This is a genomic window from Kitasatospora sp. NPDC088351 (assembly GCF_040685575.1).
GTDB lineage: Bacteria > Actinomycetota > Actinomycetes > Streptomycetales > Streptomycetaceae > Kitasatospora.
Genome location: NZ_JBFBIL010000011.1, coordinates 106292 through 129891 on the forward strand (window position 1 = coordinate 106292; position 23600 = coordinate 129891).

Here is a 23600-nt window from a genome sequence, read left to right on the forward strand (position 1 = left end):
CAGGGGACCGGCGTCCGGCGGGGCAGGGGGCCCGTGTCGGCGCATTAGGCTGGGAAGGATCGGGGTCCACCCCGAGATTTCGGGCCAGCCCCGAGACCGCCGAACCCAGGAGCGCAGCACACGTGGCCGTCAACCTCGCCACCATCGAGTCCGTCACGAAGGTCTACGGCACCCGCGCCCTTCTGGACGGGGTCAGCCTCGGCGTCAGCGAAGGGGACCGGATCGGCGTCGTCGGACGCAACGGGGACGGCAAGACCACCCTGATCCGGATGCTCGCCAAGCTGGAGGAGCCGGACGGCGGGCGGATCACCCACTCCGGCGGGCTCCAGCTGGCCGTCCTCACCCAGCACGACTCGCTCGACCCCCAGGCCACCATCCGGCACGAGGTGATCGCCGACCGGGCCGACCACGAGTGGCTCGGCGACGCCCGGATCCGAGACATCATCGAAGGCCTCTTCGGCGGCCTCGACCTGCCCGGCTTCGCCGACGGCCTGGACACCGTCATCGGCCCGCTCTCCGGCGGCGAGCGCCGCCGGATCGCCCTCGCCAAGCTGCTCCTCGGCGCGCCGGACCTGATCGTCCTCGACGAGCCCACCAACCACCTCGACGTCGAGGGCATCGCCTGGCTCGCCAAGCACCTCCAGGGCCGCCGCTCCGCGCTCGTCTGCGTCACCCACGACCGCTGGTTCCTCGACCAGGTCTGCACCCGGATGTGGGACGTCCAGCACGGCTCGGTGCACGAGTACGAGGGCGGCTACTCCGACTACGTCTTCGCCCGCGCCGAGCGCTCCCGGATCGAGGCCGTCGAGGAGCAGAAGCGCCAGAACCTGGCCCGCAAGGAGCTCGCCTGGCTGCGCCGCGGCGCCCCCGCCCGGACCTCCAAGCCGCGCTACCGGATCGAGGCCGCCAACGCCCTGATCGCCGACGTGCCGGACCCGCGCGACAAGAGCGAGCTGATGAAGTTCGCCAACGCCCGGCTGGGCCGGACGGTCTTCGAGCTGGAGGACGTCACCGTCAAGGCCGGCCCCAAGCTGCTGCTGGAGAACCTCACCTGGCAGCTCGGCCCCGGCGACCGGATCGGCCTGCTCGGGGTCAACGGCGCCGGCAAGACCTCGCTGCTGCGCGCGATGCGGGACGCCTACGCCTCCGAGGGCGACGTGCAGCCCGCCTCCGGTGTGATCAAGGTCGGCAAGACGGTGCGGCTGGCCTACCTCTCCCAGGAGGTCGCCGAACTGGAGCCGACGACCCGGGTGCTGCAGGCGGTCGAGCAGGTGCGCAGCCGCGTCGACCTCGGCAAGGGCCGGGAGATGAGCGCCGGGCAGCTCTGCGAGCAGTTCGGCTTCGGCAAGGACAAGCAGTGGACGCCGGTCGGTGACCTCTCCGGTGGCGAGCGGCGCCGGCTCCAGCTGCTGCGGCTGCTGATGGACGAGCCGAACGTGCTGTTCCTGGACGAGCCGACCAACGACCTCGACATCGAGACGCTCAACCAGCTGGAGGACCTGCTCGACGGCTGGCCCGGCTCCATGGTCGTGATCAGCCACGACCGGTTCTTCATCGAGCGGACGACCGACGTGGTGCACGCGCTGCTCGGCGACAAGAAGCTGCGGATGCTGCCGAACGGCGTCGACGAGTACCTGGAGCGGCGGGCGCGGATGGCGGCGGCCGCCGCCTCTGCCGCCTCCGCCGCTTCGTCCGCCGCCGCCGCGGACTCCGCCGGAGCGCCGGCCGGGGCCCCGGCGATGTCGGCCGGGGACGTGCGGGCGGCCAAGAAGGAGATGCAGAAGCTGGAGCGGCAGATCGCCAAGCTGGACGAGAAGGAGGCCAAGCTGCACGCCCAACTCGCCGAGCACGCCGCCGACTTCTCCAAGGTCGCGGAGCTGGACGCGCAACTGCGCGCCGTCCGGGGCGAGAAGGAGGAGCTGGAGATGGGCTGGCTGGAGCTGGCCGAGCAGGTCTGACCCGGTTCAGCCGCTGCCCAGCAGGGTCTCCAGCTCGTCCGCCGCACGGCCCAGCGCGCTGCGCGTCGGGTCGTGCGGCCTGGTCGGGCGGACCGCGGGACCGGCCGGCGGGCGGTGCTCCCGGGCGGCCGCGGTGAGCTCGTCCAGCGCCTGCCGGACCCGGGCCACCTCGGCCGGGTCGGGCACCCGTCCGCCGTAGCGGATCTGCGCCGCGTACGCCGCCACCGCGCCGCTGAGGCGCTCCAGCGCGACCGTCGCCGGCAGCCACTGCTCGGCCAGCCGGCCGGTGGGCGGCGGCTCGGTGAGCCCCTGCTGCACCTCCCGGTGGGCTTCCGCCAGCGCGCGGTAGGCGGTGCGGCGCAACCAGACCTCGGCGACGGGCTGCCGCGGACCGGGGCGGGCGGGCCCGTCCGCCGGTGCGTCCCGGGTGAGCCCCGCCACCGAGGAGAGGTAGGCCTGGAGGGCGGTCGTCGCGGCCACCAGACGGGGCTCGATCCGGTGGCGCGTGCGCTCCGGCCAGAGCAGATAGCCGAAGAGCAGCACGATGGCACTGGCCAGCGAGGTGTCCAGCACCCTGGGCCAGAACTCGGCCGCGCTGCTCTGCCCGCCGAGCTGCAGCAGGATCAGCGCCATCGGCGTCATGACGACGGTGTTCAGGCCGTAGTGCGCCGCCGTGGCGTACGGCAGCAGGGCCACGCAGAACGCGGCGATCGCGGTCAGCGCCCACTCGTCGGTGGTGAGCGAGAGGACGGCCGCCGTCACCGCCACCCCCAGCACGGTGCCGATCGAGCGGCTGACCGCGCGCAGGAAGACCGAGCCGAGATCCGGCTTGAGGACGAACGCGATCGTCATCGGCACCCAGTAGCTCTTGCTGAGCGGGTAGGCCGCGGTGGCCGCCGAGCCGACCGCGATGCACAGCGCCACCCGCAGGCCGTACCGGACCGAGCCGCGGGAGAGCAGCCGGACCCGCAGCCGCCAGGGGTCGGGCGGCGGGGGCGGCGCGGTGCCGAGCACGGCCTCCCGGCCGGCGACGGTCTCGGCGGCGGCGCGCAGCGCCACGTCCAGGGCCTGCCGGGACGGCGTGTCGGGCTGCCAGTCGGGCACCGCCACCTCGCCGCCGCCGCGCTCCACCGCGCGGGCCAGCAGGCCGGGGACCGCGGCGACCTCCGGCGGGACGGGCCGCCTGGCCCAGAGCAGCCCGCTCGCCGCCTCGGTGGCGGCCAGCGCGGCCTCGTACATCCGGCGGAGCCGGACGGTGCGGGGGGACTCGGGGACCCGGGGGTGGGGCGGGGGGAGAAGATCCTGGAGCTGGTTCAGACGGGCCGTCAGAACCTGGCGGGAGGCCGCGCCCCGCGGTGTGCCGAGGTCGGCCAGGGTGCGCCCGAGCGCGTCGTACGCGGCCGCGAGGGCGCGGTTGCGCGGATCCCCGCGAGGACGGCGGTAGCTCCGGTGCGGCAGACCGAGCAGGACCACGAACGCCGCCCCCACCAGCATCATCGGCGGCGCCGCCCACCAGGGGCGGGCCATCGGCATGCCACTGCCCAGCGCCGCGGAGACCAGCAGGAGCATCCCGGCCGCGGACCCGCGCGGCCCGGTGGCGCTCAGCGCGCCGGAGGCGAAGGCCGTCACGGTGAGTGCCGCGCCGAGGGTGAGTGCGCCGGCCCGGAACTCCTGGAGCGACATCCCGATCAGCATGCCGAGCGCGGAGGCGAGGACGGCGGAGGCGATCCTGGGGGCGCGCAGGCGGGTCGGCTCGATGCGGTCGTTCATGGTCGCGTGCATCGCCCCGAGGCCGGCGAAGACGCCGAGGTCCAGACGGTGGGCGAGCAGGCCGGCCGTCAGCGGGACGGCCATGCCGACCGCCGCGCGCAGCATCAGCGCCAGCGGAAGCGGCGGCCGGGCGGGGCGGGCGGCGCGGGCCCACCAGGGGGCGCTCCGGCGGGGGCTCGGGCCGGGGGTGCTGGGGCCGGGGGTGCTGGGCTGCCCGGGAGGCACGTGATCACGTCCGTTCCGCTGCTGGGCCCGCCCCGTGCGGGTGAACGATGGCGGGGGTCGCTGCTGTGCGACATTGCGCGGCAGATGAGGTCGTACCCGGTCGAACCGGGCCCGGCCAGTCTACCGGCCGGCGCCCGGCATTCCCGGGGTGGTCCGGGCCCGGGTCGAGCCCCCCGGCCCGGGGCGCGTGTCAAGTTCGTACCGATCGCGCCCGGTCGTGCCATGGGCCCTGCCGGTGCGACAGAGGTGATGACTACGATGGCCGGGGCGACGACCGTCCCACAGGACGGTCGGTTCGCCGAGCAGGACGGTACGACCGAGAAGTTGACGGTGTGTCGCGGTGCGGCGGCCCAGAGGGCGCCCCCGCGCGCGGGGGAGAGGTGGATTGCGGTGGCTGGCGAGGCTGGACCGGGCGGCGCGGGCTGGGCGGACGGGCCCAACGGCGAGGTGAAGCCGTGGTCGCTCAATGACAGTTGGATCGGCAGAGTGGTCAGCCAGGTCCAGACCGACGTCAGCGCCAGCGCCCTGGTGACGGCGTTCGGGTCCAATGACGTCAAGATCGAGCTGGACACGCTGACGAACTTCAAGAAGAAGGTCGACGCGCTGCTGGCGTCCCTGGAGGGCTCGGACGCGGCACAGCACAAGATCCAGGAACAGAAACTGACACCGGGGAACTTCGGGACGGGGTTCACCGAGTCCTCCGACCTGATGGCGGCCTACGAGAAGACGCACGCGGCGATCGCCCAGCTCTCGAAGGACTTCGCCGATCAGATCGCGAAGATGAGCGAAGCGGTGGCCCGGACGGCGGGCAACTACGGGACCAACGAGGAGCACCAGACCGCCGCCGCGAAGACCGTGGCCAAGAACGCTGGCAGCTACACCCCGGCGGCCGGACCGAACGGGCCGGCGCCGGGGCAGGGTGGCGTTGGCGGTACGTACTGATGGTGGGCCGGGGAGAGAGTCTCAGCAAAACGGGGAGTAAGTGGTGGCAGGCGGAACGAAATTCGAAGGGTTCGAGCACGGCAATCTCAAGGCCATGGTCGCCAACACCGATCCGTCCAAGGTCACGAGCCGGGGCAACCAGCTCAAGGCCGCGAGTCGGGTCCTGGACGACCTGAGCCGGGCTCTGGCCGCCCACCTCGGCCAGATCCAGTGGGAGGGGCCGGCCGCCGACAACTTCAAGACCTGGGCTGGCGACCTGAACAAGTCTGCCGCCATGATCAGCGAGTACTCGAAGGGCGCCGGCGAGGCCATGGTCCAGGCCGGCGAGGCGCTCAGCACCGCCAAGACCGGCGTACCCGAGGTGCCGAAGACCGACATCGCGACGGTCGACAAGCGCAACACTCAGCCATGCCCGAACGTGACGCCCACTCAGCAGGCCGTGTACGGCTTCGGGAGCGCCACTACGACCCCGTCCGTCGACGACATCATGAAGCGGGTCAACCACAACTGGGTCACCGCGACGGAGGCACAGGCGGCTCAGAAGCGGGTCGAGGCGGCGCACCAGGAGGCCATCCACCAGATGGAGAAGCTGGGGCAGGCGTACGAGGCGGCGACGACCAAACTGAACGGGCTGAAGCTGCCGACCCTGCCGGGGGCGCCAGGCGACGGCAGCGGTATTGGCGGAAGCCAGGAGGTCTCTCCCGGCGGTGGCGGCAGTACCGGCTCCGGCGGTACCGTTCGCACTCCTCGTACGGGCGGCAGCGGTAGTGGCAGTGGTGGGAGCTACACCCCGTCCGGCGGCGGCTACAGCGGCGGGTCGGTTCCCCCTCACCTGCCTGCGCCGGGTCCACAGGGGTCCGACGGGTCGGGTCACATCGACTCGGTTCCGCCGCACAACGGGCCGCCGTCGCTGCCGCACGACCCCGGTGTCCCCGGGCCGTCGCCGCAGCCCTGGTACCCGACCGACCGTCCCGGCACCGACCTCAACAGCCTGCCGTCCGTGCCGACTTTGCCTGGGCAGACCGGTCCGGTCGTGCCGGGTGGTGGCGGCAGCCTGCCTCCGAGCGGTCCGGGTGGCAGCCCCGGTTTCCCTGGCGGCCCGGGCGCAGACGGTGGGTATCCGGGCGGTGGTTCGCTTCCTCTCGGAGGCTTTGGACCCGGCGGAGGCGGGTCGGTCCCGGCGAAGGGCGGCGGCGGTGGTTCGATTTCGAGCCGAGCCGGCAGTTTCGGTGGGGGCGCTCTGCCTGCGAAGGGCGGGGCCCCGGGGCCGACCGGTGGTGGAACGGTCTTCGGTGCGCGCGAGGCCCAGGCGGGCCGGTCCGGAGCGGCCGGTGGCATGGGGGGCGCGGGCGGTATGGGTGGCGGTATGCACCCGGGCATGGGCGGCCACGGTGCCGGCGGCTCGGGCGGCAGCGCGCGCGGGCGCGGTCTGACCTCGACCAGCGGCGGCACCGTCGGCGGGCGCAAGGGCCCGGTTGTCGGTGGCGAGTTCACGCCCGGCGGCACCGGCCTGCGCAATCGGGCCGGCGCCGCCGCGGGAGCTGAGGGCGGAGCCCGTTCGGGCCAGAACGGCATGATGAGCCCCGGCATGGCGGGTGGCGCGGGCAAGAACGAGCGCGACCGTCGTAAGCGGGCCGACTACCTGCACGAGGACGAGGAAACCTGGACCAGCGGTACTCCGCAGAGCAATCCGGGCGTGATTGAGTAGTTGTGGAACAACTGCCCGGCCATTGGGTCCGTCCCGGTGGCCGGGCAGATCCGTCCGGGGCGCGGTCCTCGGCTGACGGGGAGACTGACGAGGGAGTTGTGATGCGGCGGACTGGCGTGCGGGTGCGTGGGCGACGTTTCGCCGTGGCGTCCTTGGTAACGGCTGTGGTCGTCGGTCCGGCGGCAGTTCCTGCCGCAGCGGCCGATTCGATTCGTGAGCAACAGTGGCATCTCGATGCCATGAAGGTGTCGGACATATGGAAGATCAGCAAAGGCCAAGGTGTCACGGTCGCGGTGATCGACAGTGGCTTCAAGCTGGACCACCCAGACCTGGTGGGGCAATTGCTGCCAGGTAAGGACTTCAGCGGGCTCCCGGGTGGTGTCGGTGCCTATACCGAAAGCCATGGCACTGAGATGGCTGCCCTTGTCGTGGGCTCCGGAAAAGGGCTGAATGGCAATGGGGCTTATGGTCTGGCGCCGGGGGCCAAGGTTCTCCCAATCAAAATCAAGAACAATGACAACGCTGCCGGAGTGAGTTCCGCGGAATTCCTCAACCAAATCGGCCAGGGGATCGTCTACGCGGCCGATCAGGGCGCCAAGGTCATCAGTATTTCCCAGGCGACATCCGCAGTGCGGGTATCGGCCGACGACATCGCGAGTCTCAAGGCCGCCGTGGCGCACGCGAGCACGAAGGGTGCTCTGGTGGTGGCGGGTGTCGGGAACTCTGCTCAATCGGGCAACCCGGTGCAGTATCCAGCGGCGCTTCCCGGCGTTGTTGGGGTTGGCGCCGTGGACCGAGACGGACTCGCCACGGCAGAATCCGAGCAGGGGCCGCAGGTTGATCTAACCGCACCAGGAATTGAGATCTACAACGCCTGTACCGCGAATTCTGGTTACTGCAAGGGACATGGCACGTCCGACGCCACGGCACTTGTGTCTGCGTCTGCGGCACTGGTCTGGGCAGTGCATCCCGATTGGACTGGTAATCAGATTGCACGTGTCCTTGTCAACACTGCTGGTAAGCCGACGGATGGGTCGAGCCGGAATGACGCTGTTGGGTACGGGATCGTCCGGCCCCGAGTCGCTTTGACGGAGCCGGGGGATCCGGGGCCGGCGGATGTGAACCCGATTTCGGAGCAGTCGGCTGGAGCGCCTTCGGGCGCATCGGCCTCAGTGGTTCCGTCCCAGGCCGAGACGCCCTCGGCGGCCGCATCGGCTGGGGCGGGTGCGGCGCCGGCCGAGGACGGTACGCCGGTGGGGTCGCCTGCCGTGCGGCCGGAGGCTGATGGGGTGTCCGGCTCCGGGAGTGTGGTGCCGCTGGTGGTGGCGGTGGTTGTCGGGTTGGTGCTGGTGGCCGGGGTGGTGTTCTTCGTGGTGCGGAGGCGGGCCGCTGCCCGGTAGGCGGTGGTCGGGCGGTGATCCGTGCACGCGGTGGCGGTAGGGGAAGCCGGTCGTCGGATGTGGATGTCGATGGCCGGCGGGGGAGCCGGGGCGCGGTGGGCTGATGTGCGCGTGGGTGCGTGAGGTGGGCGTGCGGGGTGGGGGTGTGCGCCGGTGTCACCCGGGTGGGTGCTGTCAGTGGGGCCGGGGGGTCGTCAGGGTGGCGGTATGGATACGCAGGAAGCCCGGCGGGCGGCCCAGTTGCGGCGAGCGGCGGCCGCGGCGCTGATCGGTACGGCGATCGAGTTCTACGACTTCTTTCTCTACGGGACGGCGGCGGCGCTCGTCTTCGGCGGGGTGTTCTTTCCCGAACTGGGCAGGGTGGGGGCGCTGTTGGCGGCGTTCTCGGTGTACGCGGTGGCGTTTCTGGCGCGGCCGCTGGGGGCGGTGGTGTTCGGGCACTTCGGGGACCGGCTGGGGCGGAAGCGGATGCTGGTGGTGTCGCTGCTGCTGATGGGGCTGTCGACGGCCGCGGTGGGGCTGATGCCGGGGTACGAGGTGTGGGGGTGGTGGTCGCCGGTGGCGCTGGTGGTGCTGCGGGTGTGCCAGGGCGTGGGGCTGGGCGGGGAGTGGGGCGGGGCGGCGCTGCTGATCGCGGAGAACGCGCCGGCCGGGCGGCGCGGGCGGTACGGGGCGTTTCTGCAGCTCGGGCCGGTCAGCGGGTTCGTGCTGGCGAACGGGGTGTTCCTGGTGCTGCAACTGGTGCTGGACGAGAGGGCGTTCGCCGCCTGGGGCTGGCGGGTGCCGTTTCTGGCGTCGTTGGTGCTGGTGGCGGTGGGGCTGTTCGTCCGGCTGCGGATCGAGGAGACGCCGTTGTTCCGGGCAGGGGAGGAGCGGGGCCGACCGCCGGTGGTGGAGGTGTTGCGCGGGCACTGGCGGACGGTGCTGATCGGCTGCGGCGCGATCACCGTGGGGTACGCGCTGTTCTATCTGACCACCACGTACGCGCTGGCGTACGCGACGACGGGGCTCGGGGTGCCGAGCACGCTGCTGCTGTCGATGCTGCTGGTGGGCGCCGCGGGGAAGGGGGTGACGGTCTGGGTGAGCGCACGGCGCAGTGACCAGTGGGGGCGCCGGCGCACCCTGCAGATGGCGACGGGGCTCGCGATGGCCTGGTCGCTGGTGCTGTTCCCGCTGCTGGAGACGGTGCGCAGGCCACTGATGTTCCTGGCCCTGGCGGGGGCGATGGTGGTGCTGGGGTGTCTGCTGGGGCCGGTGGCGGCGTTCCTGCCGGAGCTGTTCCCGACCAGGGTGCGCTACACGGGGGCGGCGCTGACGTACAACCTCGGCGGTGTGGTGGGCGGGGCGACCACCCCGTTGATCGCGACCAGGCTGACCGAGGCGTACGGGACGGCGGAGCCGGTCGGCTGGTATCTGGCGGGGCTGGGGGCGGTGGCGCTGCTCTGTCTGCGGCTGCTGCCGGAGACCAGCGGTGCGGAGCTCGGGGCTGTCGGGGTGGACGGCGGACGCCGCCGGGCGCCCGTGCTGGGGGCGGATCCGGCGGCGTGACGCGGGTGGGGCGACCGGGCTCAGGCGGCCTGGGCGGCCAGGGCGGCGCGGCCGGCCAGCAGGACGGCGGTGTGCTTGGCGACCCGCTCGCCGAGGTGCTCGGCGGTGGCGATGTCGGCCTTGTGCACGGCGTCGGCGCCGAGGTCGGAGGGGGTGGAGGCGGTGGCACCGGCGAAGAAGCCGAGGCGGTTGAGGTCGTTCTCGGTGCCGGTGCTGGAGTTCCAGCCGGGCTTGAGGCCGAGGCTGACCCAGCTCATGCCGTGCTGGAAGGCCAGGGTCTGGAAGAAGCCCAGGGTGCCGGCCTTGTCACCGCTCTTGGAGGCGGAGTTGGTGAAGCCGGCGGCGACCTTGTCCAGCCAGGCGTCGCCGAACCAGCGCTTGCTGCTGGCCTCGGCGAAGGCGTGGAAGGCGCCGGAGGCGGTGCCCATGTAGGTGGGCGAGCCGAAGACGATCGCGTCGGCGGCGTCCAGCTGGGCCCACTGCTCGTCGGTGATGGTGTCGACGGCGACCGAGACGACCTCGGCGCCGGTGGCGGCGGCGCCGCGGGCCACGGCCTCGGCGATGACGGCGGTGTGGCCGTAGCCGGAGTGGAAGGCGATGGCGACGGTCGGGCGGATGGCGGTCATGGCGTGGGCGCTCCTGGGAGGGAGGGATGGGGGCACGGGAGAAAGCTCGAAGGGCAGGCCGGAAGGGGCGGCGTTCCCGGCCTCCCGACGGTCTCCAATATAGACCAAGTCTCTATTGGTTACCAAGGGTGGATCGGAGACCTTCCCCGTTACCCTGGAGGGCATGACGACGCAGGAGCGGTCCCCGGCCGGGCCGGAGCGGGCCCATGAGCTCGATGTCTTCGCTCAGCTCTGTCCGAGCCGGGCCATGTTCGCGGAGCTGGCGGACAAGTGGTCGATGCTGATCCTGATGAGCCTCGGCGAACTCGGCCCGCAGCGCTTCTCCGAACTGCAGCGCGCGGTCGACGGGGTCAGTCGCAAGATGCTCACCCAGTCGCTGCGCACCCTGGAGCGGAACGGCCTGGTGCGCCGTACGGTGCACCCCGAGACGCCGCCGCGCGTGGTCTACGACCTGTTGCCGCTCGGCCGTGAACTGGCCGTGCTGGTGGCGCCGCTCGGGCGCTGGGCCGAGGAGCGCACCGAGTTGATGCTCGCCGCCCGCGAGGAGTTCGACCGGGCGCACGCCGACGGCTGAGGCCGGTGCGGCCGGCCGGAGCCGATTTCCCTTCCGGCCCGCCAGCCGTGTAATGTCTTCCTTGTTCGACCGGTTCGCCCCTATAGCTCAGTCGGTAGAGCGTCTCCATGGTAAGGAGAAGGTCTGCGGTTCGATTCCGCATGGGGGCTCAAGTGAAAGGCCCTCGCCCAACGGCGAGGGTCTTTTTTGTGTCCCCGCACCGGCGTCGGGGTGTACGGGGGCGTGACGCGGCCTAGCGGGCCGGGCCCGGAATGCGCTGTGATGGTGCGTCATCGGCCGCCCGCCCCAACGGGCGTGGACGCGGGCCGGACCCCGACCTGGAGGGCGTCATGGGCGTTCGACTCGTGGTGGTCGACGACCACCGGCTGCTGGCCGAGGCGCTGGCCGCCGCGCTCCAGCTGCGCGGCCACCGAGTGCTCGCGGTGGGCTCGCCGGCCGGCGCGGCCGCCGACCTGGTGGCCGGCCGTCGACCCGAGGTGTGTCTGCTCGGGGTAACCGGTCCGGCCGAACCCGGCGCCTTCGACGGGCTGCGCCGGATCCGCCGGGAGCGGCCCGAGGTGGCCGTCATCGTGCTCGGGCCGGTCGGTGAACTGCGCGGTGTGGCAGGCGCGTTCGCGGCCGGGGCGGCGGGCTACGTGCCCAGCGACGAGCGGATCGAGGTGGTCGAGCGGGCCATCGCCCGGGCCCGGGCGGGCGAGGCGGCGGTCGCGGTGGACGTCCTGCGGGGCGCCTTCGACCAGTTGCTGAGACCGGCCGCCGAGCCGGACGACGAAGCCGTCCGGCTGCTGCGGCTGCTGACCCGCCGTGAGGTCCAGGTACTGGCCCGGATCGCGGACGGCGAGGACACCGCGGCGATCGCGGCCGGGATGCGGATCGCCGCCAGCACCGCCCGGACCCACGTCCAGCGGGTGCTGATGAAGCTCGGCGCGCGCACCCGGCTGGAGGCGGCGGCGGTCGCGGCCAGGACCGGGCTGCTGGAGCGGATGGCCCAGGGCTGAGCGGGCGGTTCCGGCGGCCGGGCCCGGCGGACGGTCGCGGCCGGATGGTCCGGAAAGGGCTCCCGGGTGGTCCGGAGCACCCCCGGCGGCCAGGGAGAATAGGCCCCAGTCGTACGTACGTCACCGATGGCCCGCCGAGGCGGCGGACCATCGCCCGCTGGAGGTCTCATCATGAGTAAGTACCTGGTCACGGGTGGCGCCGGCTATGTCGGCAGTGTGGTCGCCGCCCACCTGCTGGAGGCGGGACACCAGGTGACCGTCCTGGACGACCTCTCCACCGGCTTCCGCGAGGGCGTGCCTGCCGGTGCCGAGTTCGTGTCCGGACGCATTCAGGACGCCGGCGCGGTGCTGGACGGCTCCTTCGACGGGGTGCTGCACTTCGCCGCCTCCTCGCAGGTCGGCGAGTCGGTCGCGGACCCGGAGAAGTACTGGCGCAACAACGTGGCCGGCTCGCTGGAGCTGGTCGCCGCGATGCGCAAGGCCGGTGTGCGCAAGCTGGTGTTCTCCTCCACCGCCGCCGTGTACGGCGAGCCGGAGGTTGTCCCGATCGCCGAGACCGCCCGCACCTCGCCGACCAACACCTACGGTGCCACCAAGCTGGCCGTCGACCACCTGATCACCAGTGAGGCCGTCGCCCACGGCCTGGCCGCCGTCTCGCTGCGCTACTTCAACGTGGCCGGCGCGTACGGCGCGTACGGCGAGCGGCACGACCCCGAGTCGCACCTGATCCCGCTGGTCTTCCAGGCCGCCCTCGGGCAGCGCGAGCACATCGCGGTGTACGGCGACGACTACCCGACCGCGGACGGCACCTGCATCCGCGACTACATCCACGTCGCCGACCTGGCCGAGGCGCACCTGCTGGCGCTGGACGCGGCCAAGCCGGGCGAGCACCTGATCTGCAACCTGGGCAACGGCAGCGGCTTCTCGGTGCGCGAGGTGATCGAGTCGGTCAAGCGGGTCACCGGCCGGGAGATCCCGGTGGTGACCTCCGGCCGCCGGGCCGGCGACCCGGCCGTGCTGGTGGCCTCCGCCGAGCGCGCCCACCAGGCGCTGGGCTGGACCCCGCGTCGTCCGAACCTGGACGACATCGTCGCCGACGCCTGGAAGTTCACCCTGGAGAAGAACGGCCAGTAAGGCTCGAAGGCTCCGGTCCGAGGCGCCGCTCCCACCGGTCGGGGGCGGCGCCTCGGGCATGTCCGGGCGCCGGTCGTCGGCGTGCGGTCGTCGGTATGCGGGTCGTCGGCGCGCGGCCGTCAGTGCGTGGCAGTCAGTGCGCCGGGCGCGCGGCATAGGCGCGCAGGAACGCCTGTACGCCGGCCGTGATGATCTCCGTCGTCTCCTGCCCGGTGAGCGGATGCGCGCCCCAGTACGAGCGCTGGGTGACCTCGGTCCCGGTCAGCAGCACGAAGTGCTGGGCGGCGCGCGCCGGGTCGGGCGCGTCCAGGAGGCCCTGAGCGGCCAACTCGCCGAACCGGCTGCCGAGTTCGGCCATGGCCCGGCGCGGCCCGGTCTGCTGCCAGGCGTCCAGCAGGGCCTTCGGCAGATGTCCGGCCTCGGCGTTGATCTGCCGGACCAGCGCGAAGTGGTCGGCGAACTCCGTGAGCGCGCTCACCCAGGCCAGGCCGAGGGCGGTGAAGTCCGCCTCCAGGTCGGTGACCTTGGCCAGGGTGCGCCCGATGACCTCCAGGTGGGCGTCCCTGACCTGCCCCGCGCTCTCCTGGACGACGGTCTGGAAGAGCAGTTCCTTGCCCGCGAAGTGGTTGTAGATGGTCCGGGTGGAGACCCCGGCCTCCGCCGCGATGGCGTCGATGCCGGCGCGGGTGTAGCCGTCGCGACCAAAGACCGTACGGGCGGCCCGGGTGATGGCCTGACGCTTCTCGGCGAGCCCTCGGCGGGGCCGTGGCGTCGTCTCGTCCTGGCTGGTCATCGAGGCTCCTCCGAGAAAAATGCAGTCATCGTTTTACTCATTGCCATACACGTTGTACTTTACCTGACGTACCGTCCGGCCGGGCGGCGACCGTCCGGTGAAACGTCGCAACCCTGGAGACCGCAATGCCCGAGACCCTTCGTCAGGCCACGCCCGAGACGCCGGCCACGGCCCCGTACCGGCTCGCCGTCATCGTCGGCAGCAGCCGGCAGGGCCGCTTCGCGCCCACCGTCGCCGACTGGTTCCTGCGCACCGCCCGGGGCCGGGACGACCTCGACCTCGACGTCATCGACCTGGCCGACCACCCGCTGCCCCGCCTGGGTGACGAGCCCACCGCCGAGCAGGCCGGGCGGCTCGCCGCGCTCTCGCCGCGACTGGCCGCCGCCGACGCCTTCGTGGTGGTCACCCCCGAGTACAACCACAGCTTCCCCGGCGTCCTCAAGGACGCCATCGACTGGCACCGCGCCGAGTGGCAGGCCAAGCCGGTCGGCTTCGTCTCCTACGGCGGACTCGGCGGCGGGCTGCGCGCGGTCGAGCAGCTCCGGCTGGTCTTCGCCGAGCTGCACGCCGTCACCGTCCGGGACACCGTCAGCTTCCACGGCGCCTGGGCCGTCTTCGGCGACGACGGCGAGCCCGTCGACCCGGCCGTCCCGAACGGGGCCGCCAAGGGCATGCTCGACCAGCTCACCTGGTGGGCGCACGCCCTGCGGGACGCCCGCACCGCCCGCCCGTACGCGGTCTGACCTGCCCGCCCCGACCACCCGTCAAGAGCCGCGCACCCGGGCCGGGCCCCCGAAGCCCGACCGTCCAAGGGGCCGATGAGCGCCGCCGTACCCGCCGCCACCACCGCGGCACCCGCCCCACCCCGCCCGCGCACCGCCGCGGTCGTGGCCCTCGGCTCGCTGGTGACCGTCCTCGACGCCACGATCGTCGACGTCGCCCTCAACCGCCCTGCCGAGGGCTTCCAGGCCCCCCGGCCGCCGTCCACCACGCCGGCCGGCGGCCGGGGCGGGGGGCTGACGCCCCCAGGCACCGACACCCCCGAAACCACCGGCCCCGGGCCGCTTCCGAGCGCCAAGTTGCAGCAAATTCGCACCTCCTGACGAAACTTCACCAAACCCCCGCCGGGCCGCCCCCTACCCCGTACGCTGAATTCGGTACCGGTGGGGGCCGGCGCCTGGGCCCGACCGGCCGTCCGGGGGGTGGGCCGAGGAGAAGTGCCCAGGTCGCGGCACCGGAGTCTGGGCCGTCGCCCCGGGCGCGGGCCGGGTCTAGCAGGGGGGAAGTGGCAATGGGGCGGATCCGCGTCCTGGTGGTCGACGACCACCGGATCTTCGCCGAGGCACTGGCCGCGGCGCTCACCGCCGAGCCCGACGTCGAGGTCGGCGCCGCCGGCAGCGCGGCCGCCGCCGAGCGCGCGCTCGAGCGCGCCGCCACCGAGGGCCGCGCCTTCCACGTCGTCCTGATCGACGCCGACCTCGGCGGCGAGGGCGTCCTCGGGGGAGCGCGCAAACCCCGCCAGCCCGGCGCCGACCCGCCCGATGCCGCGCGGCGGCGCCTGCCGCCCAGCGTGCCCGCGCCCCGCCGTCCGGCCGTCGCACCCGCACCGCCCGCCGGCTCGTCGCCCCCGCACCAGGCCCCGCACCCGGCCGAACCGCAGCGGTCCGAACCGCACCGGCAGGAGCCGTACCGGCCCGAGCTCCGCCGCCAGGAGATCCAGCGGCCGGAACCGTACCGGCAGGAGCCGCACCGGCCCGTCCCCCCGGCGCCCGACGGCATCACCCTGCTCGCCCGGATCCGCCGCAACCACCCCGGCCTGAAGGCGATCGTCCTGGCCACCGCCGACGACCCGCACCGCGCCGCCCGCGCCCTGCACGCCGGCGCCACCGGCTGGGTCGCCAAGGAGAGCTCGCTGGCCCGCCTCCTGGCCGTCATCCGTGGCGTCCTGCGCGACGAGACCCACCTGCCGCCCGCCCTGCTCACCGGTGTCATCCGGGAGCTCACCACCGCGCGACGGGACCGCACCGAGAGCGAACGCCTCGTCGACACCCTCACCCCGCGGGAGAAGCAGATCCTGCGCTGCATGGTCGCCGGCCTCGGCCGGCAGGCCGTCGCCGAACGCCTCTACCTCTCCCCGCACACCGTCCGCACCCATATGCAGAACGTCCTCGGCAAGCTCGGGGTGCACTCCACCCTGGCCGCCGTCGCGGTCGCCCGCCGGGCGGGCGTCAGCCCGTCCGAACCGGCCGTCCCCAGCGCCCCACCATCCGTCGCCTCGACCACAGCTCCCGGCGCCGGCTCCCCGTGACACCCCGGTACCGACTCAGGTTCGTCAGGTCAGGGAAAACCGGGGGCAGATGTCGCCGCACCGTACTTCCGCACGCCCGCATACGGTCCGGAACGGCTCACACCCGGCCCGGAACGACCCGGAACGGTCCCAGCGCCGCCGCCGTACCCCCGACCGGCCTACGCACCCTGATCGTCGGAGCCGGCTGCCGGCGCGGGGGCCGGCCGGGGGGTGTGCTCAGCCCGGGATGTTGTCGAACGGGGCGACCAGCTGCCGCAGCAGCCCCGCGAGTTCGCCCTGCTGCCCGGCGCTGAGCTGGGCGAGCAGCTCGCGCTCGTGGGCGAGCAGCCCGGCGAGCGCCTGATCGGCCCGGTCGCGCCCGTCGTCGGTGAGCCGGACCAGCACACCGCGCCGGTCGTCCGGGTCGGGCAGGCGCTTGACCAGGCCCTTGCCGGTGAGACGGTCGATCCGGTTGGTCATGGTGCCGGAGGTGACCAGGGTCTGGGTGAGCAGCTGGCCGGGGGAGAGCTGGTACGGGGAGCCGGCCCGGCGCAGCGCGGTCAGGACGTCGAACTCCCACGGCTCCAGGCCGTGCTCGGCGAAGGCGGTCCGGCGGGCGCGGTCGAGGTGCCGGGCGAGTCGGCTGACCCGGCTGAGCACCTCAAGTGGTTCCACGTCGAGGTCGGGGCGCTCTCGGCGCCATGCTGCGACCAGGCGGTCGACCTCGTCCTCCATGACGATCAGTGTATCGGGGGATGTGTCGATGTGAAGTCTCTTGACATCGAGAAATGTAGCGTGGAGGCTGCGCCTGGATATCTTGATGTCGAGATACTTGTGAGGACGATCATGAGCACCCCCGTCTGGGACCCGGAACAGTACCTGCGCTTCGCCGACGAACGGACCCGCCCGCTGCGCGATCTGCTCGCCCGCGTCCCCGCCGTTCCCCACGAACCCGCCGCCACGATCCTCGACATCGGCTGCGGCCCCGGCAACTCCACCGCCGTCCTGCGCCGACGCTGGCCCGAAGCCCGCATCACCGGCATCGACAACTCCGCCGAGATGCTCGCCACCGCCCGCACCGAAGGCGAACCCACCGCCGACTACCGGCTCGCCGACGCCCGCGACTACGACCCGGCCACCGCCGCGCCCGACCTGATCGTGTCCAACGCCACCCTCCAGTGGGTGGACGGGCACCTCGCGCTGCTTCCGCGCTGGGCCGACGCCCTCAGGCCCGGCGGCGTCCTCGCCTTCCAGGTCCCCGGCAACTTCGGCTCACCCAGCCACACCCTGCTCGCCGAACTCCGCCGCGACCCCCGCTGGCGCGACGCCGTCGGCGACAACGCCACCCGCGCGGGCGTCCACCGGCCCGCCGAGTACCTGGCCACCCTCGCCGACGCCGGCTGCGCCGTCGACGTCTGGGAGACCACCTACAGCACCCTGCTCACCGGCGCCGACCCCGTCCTGGAATGGGTCAAGGGCACCGCCCTGCGCCCCGTCCTCACCCGGCTCACCGACCCCGTCGAACGGGCCGCCTTCCTCGCCGAGTACGGCGCCCTGCTCCGCGAGGCCTACCCCGCGGGACCGCACGGCACCGTCTTCCCGTTCCGGCGGATCTTCGCGGTGGCCGTCCGCCGCTGAGCATCGCCGGTACCTCCGGGGCCGGTACGCCCACCGCCGGGCGCTCAGGCCTTCCGCTCGCCGACCAGCTTCGGGTGCCGCTCCATCCCCTCCAGGCCGTGCCAGGCCAGGTTCACCAGATGCGCCGCCACCTCCGCCTTCTGCGGCTTGCGGACCTCCAGCCACCACTGCCCGGTCAGCGCGACCATTCCGACCAGCATCTGCGAGTACATCGGGGCAAGGCGGGCGTCGAAGCCCCGTGCCTTGAACTCCAGCCCGAGAATGTCCTCCACCTGCGTCGCGATGTCGCTGATCAGCGACGCGAACGTTCCCGTCGACTGCGCCACCGGGGAATCCCGGACCAGGATCTTGAAACCGTCCGTGGAGGTGTCGATGTAGTCCATCAACGCGAACGCCGCCTGCTCCAGCAGCTCCCGCGAGTGCCCGCCCGTCAACGCCCCCGTCACCATGTCCAGCAGGAGCTGCATCTCGCGGTCCACCACCACCGCGTACAGCCCCTCCTTGCCGCCGAAGTGCTCGTACACCACGGGCTTGGACACCCCGGCCCGCTCGGCGATCTCCTCCACCGAGGTGCCGTCGTAGCCGCGCTCCGCGAACACCGACCGGCCGATCTCCAGCAGTTGCTCCCGCCGCTGCTTCCCGGTCATCCGCACCCGGCCGCCCCGGCGGCGGGGCGCCGGGGCGGTGGTACCCGTCGGGGCAGCGGCACGCGGACGGGCCTGCGCCGCACCCGGCGCGGCGTCCGTCCGCGGGCTCTCGTGGCCGCCTGTGCTGTCTGCGCTGCTCCCGTTCACCCCTACATCATGCTGCAGGCGAGCCCTCATGCGGCGCGGCGGGCGGCGATCCGCTGTGCGTCCGGCCAACGGACGTCGCGGGCCCACCCGGCCAGCTCGAACCAGCGGATCAGCCGTGCCGAGGAGTCGATCTGGCCGCGCAGCACGCCGTGCCGGGCCGAGGTCGGGTCCGCGTGGTGCAGGTTGTGCCAGGACTCTCCGCAGGAGAGCACGGCCAGCCACCAGACGTTGCCGGAGCGGTCACGGGAGCGGAACGGGCGCTCGCCGAGCGCGTGGCAGATCGAGTTGATCGACCAGGTGACGTGGTGCAGCAGTGCCACCCGAACCAGCGAGCCCCAGAAGAACGCGGACAGGGCACCCTGCCAGGAGAGCGTGACCAGCCCGCCGACCAGGGGCGGCAGCAGCATCGAGATCGCGGTCCAGAGCCAGAACAGCCGGGAGATCCGCCTTATGGCCGGGTCGTGGACCAGATCCGGCGCATAGGTCAGCTGCGGGGTCTGCTCCTCGTCGAAGAGCCAGCCCATGTGCGCCCACCAGAGGCCCTTGAGCAGGGCCGGGATGCTCTCCCCGTAGCGCCAGGGCGAGTGCGGGTCGCCGTCCTTGTCGCTGTACCGGTGGTGCTTGCGGTGGTCCGCCACCCAGCGCACCAGCGGTCCCTCGATCGCCAGGCTGCCGGCCACCGCGAGGGTCAGCCGCAGGGCCCGGTTGGCCTTGAAGGCGCCGTGGGTGAAGTAGCGGTGGTAACCGATCGTGATGCCGTGGCAGGTGAGGAAGTACATGGCGGTGGCGATCGCGAGGTCCGTCCACCCCAGCCCCCAGCCCCAGGCCACCGGCGCGGCGGCGAGCAGCGCGGTGAAGGGGACGGCGATGAACAGCCCGAGCGCGATCCGCTCGGCGAGCCCCTGTTTCTCCCCGCCGCGGGTGGCGGAGAGCAGGGTCGGGGCGGTGTCGGCGGAGAGCGCGGTATCGGCGTGTGCCTCGCCGGCCTGGATGGTCATGGGGTGTCCCTTGGGGGAGGGGGCGGAGGCTACGTTTGCGTAACTTACGGCATCGTAGGTTGCGCTCCGCCACGAAGGAAATACGGCACCCGGGGGCGCTTTAGTGAATTCACTCGACTGGATGGATGAACCCGGGACCGGGCCCGTGTCCGGACGGATCGCCCACCGGATCACCGCGTCCGGGCCGGGGTGGCCGGCCCGACGGCGGGGCGGGCGGGCCCGGGTGCCTGTCCGTCAACGTCCCCGGCGGCGCGGACCCCTACCGGTGGATCGCGGGGCGGCGGTCGGGAAATGGAGGTGGATTACGGCGCCGTTCACCCCGTAGTCTTGGGCGAGCGCGCCCTGGCGGCACCGGGGCGCGGTGACGGTACCGTCCCGGATCGTCTAAGGGCAGGACAGCTGGTTTTGGTCCAGCTTATGGGGGTTCGAATCCTCCTCCGGGAGCACCTCAGAGGCCGTGTGGCCGGTGCGGGGCAGACCCGCGCTGGCGTTGCGCCGGGCTGCCCCGCACTATCCTCGAAGCGCCGGGGCGCAGACGTGCGGATCCGCTCCCCGGCCCGCACTGCCCTCTCTGTGAACCGACTGAGGAGCCTCCCCCCGTGAGTGCCAATTCGCCTGCCGCCGTTGTCGTGCTTGCCGCCGGTGGCGGGACCCGGATGAAGTCGAACAGCCTGCCCAAGGTGCTGCACGAGGTGTGCGGGCGGTCGCTGGTGGGCCACGCGGTCGCGGCGGCCCAGGAGTTGACGCCGCAGCAGCTGGTCGTGGTGGTCGGGCACATGCGGGAGAAGGTGCGGGAGCACCTCACGGCGCTCTACCCGGCGGCGCGGGCCGTGGTGCAGGAGGAGCAGAACGGCACCGGGCACGCCGTCCGGACGGCGCTGGAGGCGCTGGCCGCGGACGGGGTGGAGCTGGACGGCACGGTGATCGTCACCACCGGGGACGCGCCGCTGCTGACCGGGGCGACGCTGCGCTCGCTCGCCGAGGCGCACGCCGAGCAGGGCAACGGCGTGACGGTGCTGACGGCCGTGGTGCCGGACCCGTTCGGCTACGGGCGGATCCTGCGCGACGGGGCCGACGGCGCGGTCGCCGCGATCGTCGAGGAGAAGGACGCCTCCGACGCCCAGCGGGCCATCGGCGAGATCAACTCCGGGGTCTTCGCCTTCGACGCGAAGCTGCTGGCCGAGGCCCTCTCCCGGGTGACCACGGACAACGTGCAGGGCGAGGAGTACCTGACCGACACCCTGGAGATCCTGCGGACGGCCGGCCACCGGGTGGGCGCGGTCGTGGCCGCGGACTACCGGGACATCCTGGGCATCAACGACCGGGTGCAGCTGGCGCAGGCCCGCCGGCTGCTGAACGACCGCCTGCTGGAGCGGGCGATGCGCGAGGGCGTCACCGTGGTGGACCCGGCGACGACCTGGTTCGACGTGCAGGTGTCCTACGAGCCGGACGCGGTGGTGCTGCCCAACACCCAGCTGCAGGGCTCCACCCACCTCGGCGAGGGCTGCGAGGTCGGCCCGAACTCGACGATCAAGGACACCCGGATCGGCGCCGGCGCGCGTGTGAGCAACGCCACGACGGACGGTGCGGAGGTGGGCGACTTCGCCGTCGCGGGGCCGTACGCGTACCTGCGGCCGGGGGCGAAGCTGGCCCGCAAGGCGAAGGTCGGCACCTATGTCGAGGTGAAGAACTCGGAGCTGGGCGAGGGCGCCAAGGTGCCGCACCTGTCGTACATCGGGGACGCCACGATCGGTGAGGGCACCAACATCGGCGCGGCCTCGGTCACGGTGAACTACGACGGGGTGAACAAGCACCGCACGGTGATCGGGGCCCACTGCCGCACGGGTTCGGACAACATGTTCATCGCTCCGGTGACGGTCGGCGACGGCGCCTACACCGGGGCCGGCTCGGTGATCACCGCAGACATTCCGCCGGGCGCCCTGGGGGTGAGCCGGGCGCAGCAGCGCAACATCGCGGGATGGGTGGAGCGCAAGCGTCCGGGCACCACGTCGGCGCAGGCCGCGGCCGCCGCGACGGACGGGGCCGACGAGCGCTGAGGAGGCCGGCGGGGCTCCGAGGGCCGGTCCCGGGGCGGACGGTTTCTGCGCGGGCGCGTAACCTTGGGGACATACGTGCGCCATAGGGCTTACCGCCCGTGTCAAGGCGTACCGACATTCCCCCGACCCCTGTCGCGAGCGGGCCTGTGCCTGTCCGCGGTGCGGACGGGTTCAGCGTCAGCAACGCGAGGAGACGGTGCAGTGAGCGGGATCACGACGTCGGGTGAGAAGAAACTGAAGCTCTTCTCCGGCCGTGCCCACCCCGAACTGGCGAGCGAGGTGGCCGCGTCGCTGGGGACCGAACTGGTTCCGACGAAGGCGCTGGACTTTGCGAACGGGGAGATCTACGTCCGCTTCCTGGATTCGGCGCGTGGTGCGGACTGCTTTGTGATGCAGAGCCACACGGCTCCCATCAACCAGTGGATCATGGAACAGCTGATCATGATCGACGCTCTGAAGCGGGCCTCCGCGCGGAGCATCACGGCGATCCTGCCGTTCTACGGCTACGCCCGCCAGGACAAGAAGCACCTGGGCCGTGAGCCCATCTCCGCCCGCCTGATCGCCGATCTGCTGCGGCAGGCGGGCGCGGACCGGCTGATGGCGGTGGACCTGCACACGGCGCAGATCCAGGGCTTCTTCGACGGCCCGGTGGACCACCTGTTCGCGCTGCCGCTGCTGGCGGACTACCTGGGCGCGAAGGTGGACCGGGACCGGCTGACCATCGTGTCGCCGGACGCGGGCCGGGTGAAGGTCGCGGACCAGTGGTCGGACCGGCTGGGCGCACCGCTGGCGATCATCCACAAGCGCCGTGACATGACGCAGGCGAACACCATCCTGTCCGCCGAGGTGGTCGGTGACGTCAAGGGCCGGGTCTGTGTCCTGGTCGACGACATGATCGACACGGCCGGCACGATCTGCGCCGCCGCCGACGCGCTGTTCGACAACGGTGCCGCGGACGTGATCGTGGCGGCCACGCACGGCGTGCTGTCCGGTCCGGCGGCGGACCGCCTGAAGAACTCGCGGGTCAGCGAGTTCGTCTTCACCAACACGCTGCCGACGCCGGCCGAGCTCCAGCTCGACAAGATCACCACGCTGTCGATCGCCCCGTCGATCGCCGCGGCGATCCGCGAGGTGTTCGAGGACGGCTCGGTCACCAGCCTCTTCGAGGGCGTGCACTGACGAAGCCCCGCGCAGGCGGCCCCGGTCCCTCGCGGGCCGGGGCCGCCGCCGATTTCGCGGGAGGCCGCCGGTGCGGTTAGACTCGTGAAACTGCTCGGCGAGGGATGCCGTGTGCCTGCTTGCCGGGTGCCCGCTCCGTGATCGACGCGCTGCCGGTGCCGGATTTCCGATGGCCGGCAGAGGTCGTGCACCGCCGAGTGACCCCCGAACGTACTGAGGGTGTGGTCCCGGCGGTTTTTCGCGTTGCCTGCACCCCCGCGCCATTTTCACGAGGAGTGCAGTCGTGTCCGAGATCCGCATTGCCGCTGAGACCCGTACCGAGTTCGGCAAGGGTGCCGCCCGTCGTGCCCGCCGCGCCGGCCTCGTCCCCGGAGTCGTCTACGGCCACGGCCACGCCCCGGTTCACCTGAACCTGCCGAGCCACGCCCTGATGATGGCGCTGAAGACCCCGAACGCCCTGCTGGTCGTGCCGATCGAGGGCAAGGACGAGTACGTGCTGCCGAAGGCCGTCCAGCGTGAGGCCATCAAGCGCACCATCGAGCACGTCGACCTGCTGCTGGTGAAGCGCGGCGAGAAGGTCACCGTCGAGATCCCGGTGCACACCGAGGGCGAGCTGGCCCCCGGCGGCAACCTGCTGGAGCACGTGCTCAACGCCCTGCCGATCGAGGCCGAGGCCACCCACCTGCCCGAGTCCGTGACCGTCTCGGTCGAGGGCCTGGAGGCCGGTGCCTCGATCCACGCCAAGGACATCACCCTGCCGGCCGGCGTCACCCTGGCCGTCGAGGCCGACGCCGTCGTGCTGCAGGTCATCGGCGCCCAGGCCGCCCCGGCCGAGGAGGAGGCCGAGGAGGCCGAGGCCGGCGCCGAGGCCTGAGCCTCCCGCCAGTCACTGACACCGCTGCCCCGGCCGCTCCCGTACTGGAGCGGCCGGGGCAGCGGTGTGTCCGGGATGATGTCGACGAGGGTCGAGT

At 72.5% G+C, this 23600-nt stretch carries 21 protein-coding genes and 2 tRNA genes; 17 read left to right on the plus strand and 6 right to left on the minus strand.

Annotated elements, in window-relative coordinates; all coding sequences use genetic code 11:
• Window positions 1-122 precede the first annotated feature (122 nt).
• Window positions 123-1958: an ABC-F family ATP-binding cassette domain-containing protein gene (locus tag AB0P06_RS11690; protein ID WP_363606955.1), complete on the plus strand. Its 1836-nt coding sequence runs from the start codon at window positions 123-125 to the stop codon at window positions 1956-1958.
• A gap of 6 nt (window positions 1959-1964) precedes the next feature.
• Here the strand turns inward: AB0P06_RS11690 and AB0P06_RS11695 are convergent, their stop codons facing one another.
• Complete coding sequence (locus tag AB0P06_RS11695) at window positions 1965-3953, minus strand: FUSC family protein (RefSeq protein WP_363606957.1); 1989 nt, start codon at window positions 3951-3953, stop codon at window positions 1965-1967.
• A gap of 258 nt (window positions 3954-4211) precedes the next feature.
• On the opposite strand from AB0P06_RS11695, the gene AB0P06_RS11700 reads away from it, so the two are divergent.
• The 4 genes from AB0P06_RS11700 to AB0P06_RS11715 all read left to right on the plus strand — a co-directional run bounded on the left by AB0P06_RS11700 (window position 4212) and on the right by AB0P06_RS11715 (window position 9551).
• Window positions 4212-4895, plus strand: a complete 684-nt coding sequence (locus AB0P06_RS11700) for a hypothetical protein (protein ID WP_363606959.1) — start codon at window positions 4212-4214, stop codon at window positions 4893-4895.
• Window positions 4896-4938: 43 nt separating this feature from the next.
• Window positions 4939-6603, plus strand: coding sequence for a WXG100 family type VII secretion target (locus tag AB0P06_RS11705; protein WP_363606961.1), 1665 nt, complete (start codon window positions 4939-4941; stop codon window positions 6601-6603).
• 143 nt (window positions 6604-6746) lie between these two features.
• Entirely contained in the window at window positions 6747-8003 is a 1257-nt protein-coding gene (locus AB0P06_RS11710) for a S8 family serine peptidase (RefSeq protein ID WP_363606962.1), read from the plus strand.
• Window positions 8004-8210: 207 nt separating this feature from the next.
• Complete coding sequence (locus AB0P06_RS11715) at window positions 8211-9551, plus strand: MFS transporter (RefSeq protein WP_363606964.1); 1341 nt, start codon at window positions 8211-8213, stop codon at window positions 9549-9551.
• 20 nt (window positions 9552-9571) lie between these two features.
• Here the strand turns inward: AB0P06_RS11715 and AB0P06_RS11720 are convergent, their stop codons facing one another.
• Window positions 9572-10177, minus strand: coding sequence for a flavodoxin family protein (locus AB0P06_RS11720; protein WP_363606966.1), 606 nt, complete (start codon window positions 10175-10177; stop codon window positions 9572-9574).
• Window positions 10178-10340: 163 nt separating this feature from the next.
• Here AB0P06_RS11720 and AB0P06_RS11725 point away from each other — a divergent pair, with 163 nt between their 5' ends.
• The 4 genes from AB0P06_RS11725 (at window position 10341) to galE (ending at window position 12883) form a co-directional block, all read left to right on the plus strand.
• Window positions 10341-10751 (plus strand): helix-turn-helix domain-containing protein, encoded by a 411-nt coding sequence (locus tag AB0P06_RS11725; protein ID WP_363606968.1) that lies wholly within the window; start codon window positions 10341-10343, stop codon window positions 10749-10751.
• A 76-nt stretch (window positions 10752-10827) separates the two neighbouring features.
• Window positions 10828-10900: transfer RNA gene (locus tag AB0P06_RS11730), tRNA-Thr, on the plus strand.
• 180 nt (window positions 10901-11080) lie between these two features.
• The gene (locus AB0P06_RS11735; RefSeq protein WP_363606969.1) at window positions 11081-11749 is read left to right on the plus strand and encodes a response regulator transcription factor; all 669 of its coding nucleotides are present in this window, start codon (window positions 11081-11083) and stop codon (window positions 11747-11749) included.
• A gap of 171 nt (window positions 11750-11920) precedes the next feature.
• On the plus strand, window positions 11921-12883 hold the full coding sequence (galE, locus tag AB0P06_RS11740; RefSeq protein ID WP_363606971.1) for a UDP-glucose 4-epimerase GalE: 963 nt from the start codon (window positions 11921-11923) through the stop codon (window positions 12881-12883).
• 133 nt (window positions 12884-13016) lie between these two features.
• Here galE and AB0P06_RS11745 read toward each other — a convergent pair whose 3' ends face one another.
• Entirely contained in the window at window positions 13017-13676 is a 660-nt protein-coding gene (locus AB0P06_RS11745) for a TetR/AcrR family transcriptional regulator (RefSeq protein WP_363606972.1), read from the minus strand.
• Window positions 13677-13801: 125 nt separating this feature from the next.
• Between AB0P06_RS11745 and AB0P06_RS11750 the strand changes: the two genes are divergently transcribed.
• From AB0P06_RS11750 to AB0P06_RS11760, 3 genes are all read left to right on the plus strand, one after another.
• Window positions 13802-14419 carry an NAD(P)H-dependent oxidoreductase gene (locus AB0P06_RS11750; protein ID WP_363606973.1) on the plus strand — a complete coding sequence of 206 codons (618 nt, stop codon included), beginning with the start codon at window positions 13802-13804 and terminating at the stop codon, window positions 14417-14419.
• 75 nt (window positions 14420-14494) lie between these two features.
• A complete protein-coding gene (locus AB0P06_RS11755; RefSeq protein ID WP_363606974.1) occupies window positions 14495-14779 on the plus strand; it encodes a hypothetical protein in 285 nt (94 codons plus the stop codon).
• A 188-nt stretch (window positions 14780-14967) separates the two neighbouring features.
• A complete protein-coding gene (locus AB0P06_RS11760) occupies window positions 14968-15984 on the plus strand; it encodes a response regulator transcription factor (protein ID WP_363606975.1) in 1017 nt (338 codons plus the stop codon).
• A gap of 216 nt (window positions 15985-16200) precedes the next feature.
• On the opposite strand, the gene AB0P06_RS11765 is transcribed toward AB0P06_RS11760, so the two are convergent.
• Window positions 16201-16698 carry a MarR family transcriptional regulator gene (locus tag AB0P06_RS11765; protein WP_363606976.1) on the minus strand — a complete coding sequence of 166 codons (498 nt, stop codon included), beginning with the start codon at window positions 16696-16698 and terminating at the stop codon, window positions 16201-16203.
• Window positions 16699-16809: 111 nt separating this feature from the next.
• On the opposite strand from AB0P06_RS11765, the gene AB0P06_RS11770 reads away from it, so the two are divergent.
• Complete coding sequence (locus AB0P06_RS11770; RefSeq protein ID WP_363606977.1) at window positions 16810-17601, plus strand: trans-aconitate 2-methyltransferase; 792 nt, start codon at window positions 16810-16812, stop codon at window positions 17599-17601.
• A gap of 44 nt (window positions 17602-17645) precedes the next feature.
• Here the strand turns inward: AB0P06_RS11770 and AB0P06_RS11775 are convergent, their stop codons facing one another.
• Together AB0P06_RS11775 and AB0P06_RS11780 are read right to left on the minus strand one after the other, a co-directional pair.
• On the minus strand, window positions 17646-18248 hold the full coding sequence (locus tag AB0P06_RS11775; RefSeq protein WP_148643184.1) for a TetR/AcrR family transcriptional regulator: 603 nt from the start codon (window positions 18246-18248) through the stop codon (window positions 17646-17648).
• A 173-nt stretch (window positions 18249-18421) separates the two neighbouring features.
• Window positions 18422-19393, minus strand: coding sequence for a fatty acid desaturase (locus tag AB0P06_RS11780; protein WP_363606978.1), 972 nt, complete (start codon window positions 19391-19393; stop codon window positions 18422-18424).
• A 373-nt stretch (window positions 19394-19766) separates the two neighbouring features.
• Here AB0P06_RS11780 and AB0P06_RS11785 point away from each other — a divergent pair.
• The 4 genes from AB0P06_RS11785 (at window position 19767) to AB0P06_RS11800 (ending at window position 23503) form a co-directional block, all read left to right on the plus strand.
• Window positions 19767-19837: transfer RNA gene (locus AB0P06_RS11785), tRNA-Gln, on the plus strand.
• A 155-nt stretch (window positions 19838-19992) separates the two neighbouring features.
• Window positions 19993-21450 carry a bifunctional UDP-N-acetylglucosamine diphosphorylase/glucosamine-1-phosphate N-acetyltransferase GlmU gene (gene glmU, locus AB0P06_RS11790; RefSeq protein ID WP_363606980.1) on the plus strand — a complete coding sequence of 486 codons (1458 nt, stop codon included), beginning with the start codon at window positions 19993-19995 and terminating at the stop codon, window positions 21448-21450.
• A 201-nt stretch (window positions 21451-21651) separates the two neighbouring features.
• Window positions 21652-22629 carry a ribose-phosphate diphosphokinase gene (locus AB0P06_RS11795; RefSeq protein ID WP_363606981.1) on the plus strand — a complete coding sequence of 326 codons (978 nt, stop codon included), beginning with the start codon at window positions 21652-21654 and terminating at the stop codon, window positions 22627-22629.
• A gap of 283 nt (window positions 22630-22912) precedes the next feature.
• Window positions 22913-23503, plus strand: coding sequence for a 50S ribosomal protein L25/general stress protein Ctc (locus AB0P06_RS11800; RefSeq protein ID WP_363606983.1), 591 nt, complete (start codon window positions 22913-22915; stop codon window positions 23501-23503).
• The last annotated feature ends 97 nt before the right edge of the window (window positions 23504-23600 follow it).

Bases quoted from the DNA above. Each gene is read 5' to 3' on its own strand.
- AB0P06_RS11735 (WP_363606969.1), top strand. From the start codon at position 11,081: ATGGGCGTTCGACTCGTGGTGGTCGACGACCACCGGCTGCTGGCCGAG.
- AB0P06_RS11700 (WP_363606959.1), top strand. From the start codon at position 4,212: ATGGCCGGGGCGACGACCGTCCCACAGGACGGTCGGTTCGCCGAGCAG.
- AB0P06_RS11780 (WP_363606978.1), bottom strand. From the start codon at position 19,393: ATGACCATCCAGGCCGGCGAGGCACACGCCGATACCGCGCTCTCCGCC.
- AB0P06_RS11755 (WP_363606974.1), top strand. From the start codon at position 14,495: ATGAGCGCCGCCGTACCCGCCGCCACCACCGCGGCACCCGCCCCACCC.
- AB0P06_RS11715 (WP_363606964.1), top strand. From the start codon at position 8,211: ATGGATACGCAGGAAGCCCGGCGGGCGGCCCAGTTGCGGCGAGCGGCG.
- AB0P06_RS11745 (WP_363606972.1), bottom strand. From the start codon at position 13,676: ATGACCAGCCAGGACGAGACGACGCCACGGCCCCGCCGAGGGCTCGCC.
- AB0P06_RS11775 (WP_148643184.1), bottom strand. From the start codon at position 18,248: ATGACCGGGAAGCAGCGGCGGGAGCAACTGCTGGAGATCGGCCGGTCG.
- AB0P06_RS11765 (WP_363606976.1), bottom strand. From the start codon at position 16,698: ATGGAGGACGAGGTCGACCGCCTGGTCGCAGCATGGCGCCGAGAGCGC.
- galE (WP_363606971.1), top strand. From the start codon at position 11,921: ATGAGTAAGTACCTGGTCACGGGTGGCGCCGGCTATGTCGGCAGTGTG.
- AB0P06_RS11725 (WP_363606968.1), top strand. From the start codon at position 10,341: ATGACGACGCAGGAGCGGTCCCCGGCCGGGCCGGAGCGGGCCCATGAG.
- AB0P06_RS11760 (WP_363606975.1), top strand. From the start codon at position 14,968: ATGGGGCGGATCCGCGTCCTGGTGGTCGACGACCACCGGATCTTCGCC.
- AB0P06_RS11750 (WP_363606973.1), top strand. From the start codon at position 13,802: ATGCCCGAGACCCTTCGTCAGGCCACGCCCGAGACGCCGGCCACGGCC.
- AB0P06_RS11720 (WP_363606966.1), bottom strand. From the start codon at position 10,177: ATGACCGCCATCCGCCCGACCGTCGCCATCGCCTTCCACTCCGGCTAC.
- AB0P06_RS11770 (WP_363606977.1), top strand. From the start codon at position 16,810: ATGAGCACCCCCGTCTGGGACCCGGAACAGTACCTGCGCTTCGCCGAC.